Here is a 1,808-nt window from a genome sequence, read left to right as displayed (position 1 = left end):
CCCCAATCGCAGGTCGGACGGGCCACGGGAAGGTCGGCGCTTCGCGCCGAGGCTCGACCTCCGGTCGAGCCGGGAGGGCGTTCGCCCTGGGTCAAGGACCTTTCGACCCGGAAGATCTGAATCGGAATCCGGAACGGCGGACTGCGTCGCCCCCCGGCCAAATGATCAGATTTCTACGCTTCTGAGTGAGCGTCTACACCACGATCATCGTTTCACTTGGCGAGCATGCGGCACGGCGAGGTTTCCAGTTGGCGATTCGTGCGTTGCCGAGTCTGGGGGATTTCCGGTGAGGCCTGTGCTGTTCGGCTGGCTCCTGCTCGCGACAGCCGCGCATGCCATAGAACCTCAGATCCCCGATTCTCCACAGGCCTTGGTCTGTCCGGCTGGCACGGCACGGAACGAAGATCCTCTTTCCGAAAGGCGCGGCGGAATTCGCGTGCGATGTCTCCGGCCCGACGGGTTCCGGCTTGGCCAACAGGCTGCGTGGTATTCCGATGGACAGATCGCGGAGTACGAATGGGTAGTCGAGGCTGGCGAACGGACGGCGAACGATGGGTTGGAGGTGAGGTGGCAGCCGGACGGTCGCCTCTTCTCGATCGCCCTCAACCGGAACGCAACGTCTCATGGTCCCCAGGTGACCTGGCCCATCGACGGGCTTCCCCTGACGCGCCTCTACGACGAGGGGTCGCTGGTAAATCTGTATCGCGGTGTCAGACCGCCCGAGTTCCGATGTCCTGATGGATTGCGACCGAGGTCGGTCCGCGAGGGCCGTGACGTTTTTACGTCGAATGGGTCGGACAGGCTGGCCTCACCCTTCGTCGAGCATTGGTGTGAGGACCCTTCGCGTGAGGCGAGGCCGGAAGCCGTGGAAGCGGGTCCGGTCGTCGAGTCGCGCCGCTGCCGGCGGCTCGAAACCGGCTTGCAACAACTCCTCGGAGCCCCTCTTACTACCCGCCGCATGGTGATCCTTCCGCCCCCCGACGATGGAAGGTCGGTGGAGGCGATCTGTGAGACGACGGGTTCTGGCAGCGCGGTCGTCGGGAGGGATCCTACGTTTCACGGGATTCCGAGGGCTGGGAGCTGGAACGAGGGTCGTATGAGAACGGGCTTCGAAATGGCGCCTGGGTGATCGGAGGGACGCTATGCGTTCGCTGGCAGCAGGGAGAGCCCGTGGGCGTCGTTCCTTGTCCGGCAGGCTCCCGGCTGGAAGACCGCGGTGGTATCGGGCATCTCGGCACGATTATCGACCGCGTTCGCGTCGCAGCTGGATGGCCTCGGTTGGAAGATGCCGATGGCGACGAACTCCGTCTGTGGCACTTCACGTATGTCTCGGGGGAGATGATCCCGGCGACTCCCCCGCATTCGGCGCTGCGCTGGGTCAGGGGCGATGCCTCGCCTGCTCGGGTGCTTACCTGGGGGCTCGAAGTGCCCAAAAGGACCTGCCCTGAGATGGAGCACGGGGGGGAGGTGTGTTCGACGTCCCAGCCGCATCACGACTCCTGGGAGGTGGTTTTCTCGGAGCTGAATTCTCTCGATGTCTGGACCATCGATTTCTCGGAAACGAGCGTGCCGCTCCCCGGCCGGCAATCGGCAGGCGGGGTGGGGCTCTACATCGAGCGGCGTATCGACGGCCGTGTCGAACGCAGGTGGTACGGCTCCCGTCCTGGCCTCTACTACGGGGATCTGAGCCATCAAGTCCGTGCGATCCAGAATGCACTGGGCGCGGCCGTCGGCCCGCGTCGCTCTCCTTGAACGTGAGCGGATGTGTTATCCCGGGTTCGAGCTATGGCGCAGCCGAATAGAGAGAT

The 1,808-nt window shown here is 64.4% G+C and carries 2 protein-coding genes; both read left to right on the top strand.

The features are described from left to right. Positions 1–436 precede the first annotated feature (436 nt). On the top strand, positions 437–1,129 hold the full coding sequence (locus GY937_04735; protein ID MCP5056016.1) for a hypothetical protein: 693 nt from the start codon (positions 437–439) through the stop codon (positions 1,127–1,129). Between the two features lie 41 nt (positions 1,130–1,170). Continuing rightward, positions 1,171–1,752: a hypothetical protein gene (locus tag GY937_04730; GenBank protein MCP5056015.1), complete on the top strand. Its 582-nt coding sequence runs from the start codon at positions 1,171–1,173 to the stop codon at positions 1,750–1,752. Positions 1,753–1,808: the final 56 nt, after the last annotated feature.

It is taken from the genome of bacterium, from assembly GCA_024228115.1.
GTDB lineage: Bacteria > Myxococcota_A > UBA9160 > UBA9160 > UBA6930.
Note: the sequence above shows the minus strand (reverse complement) of the source record. Positions and strands in the feature narration are given on the sequence as shown.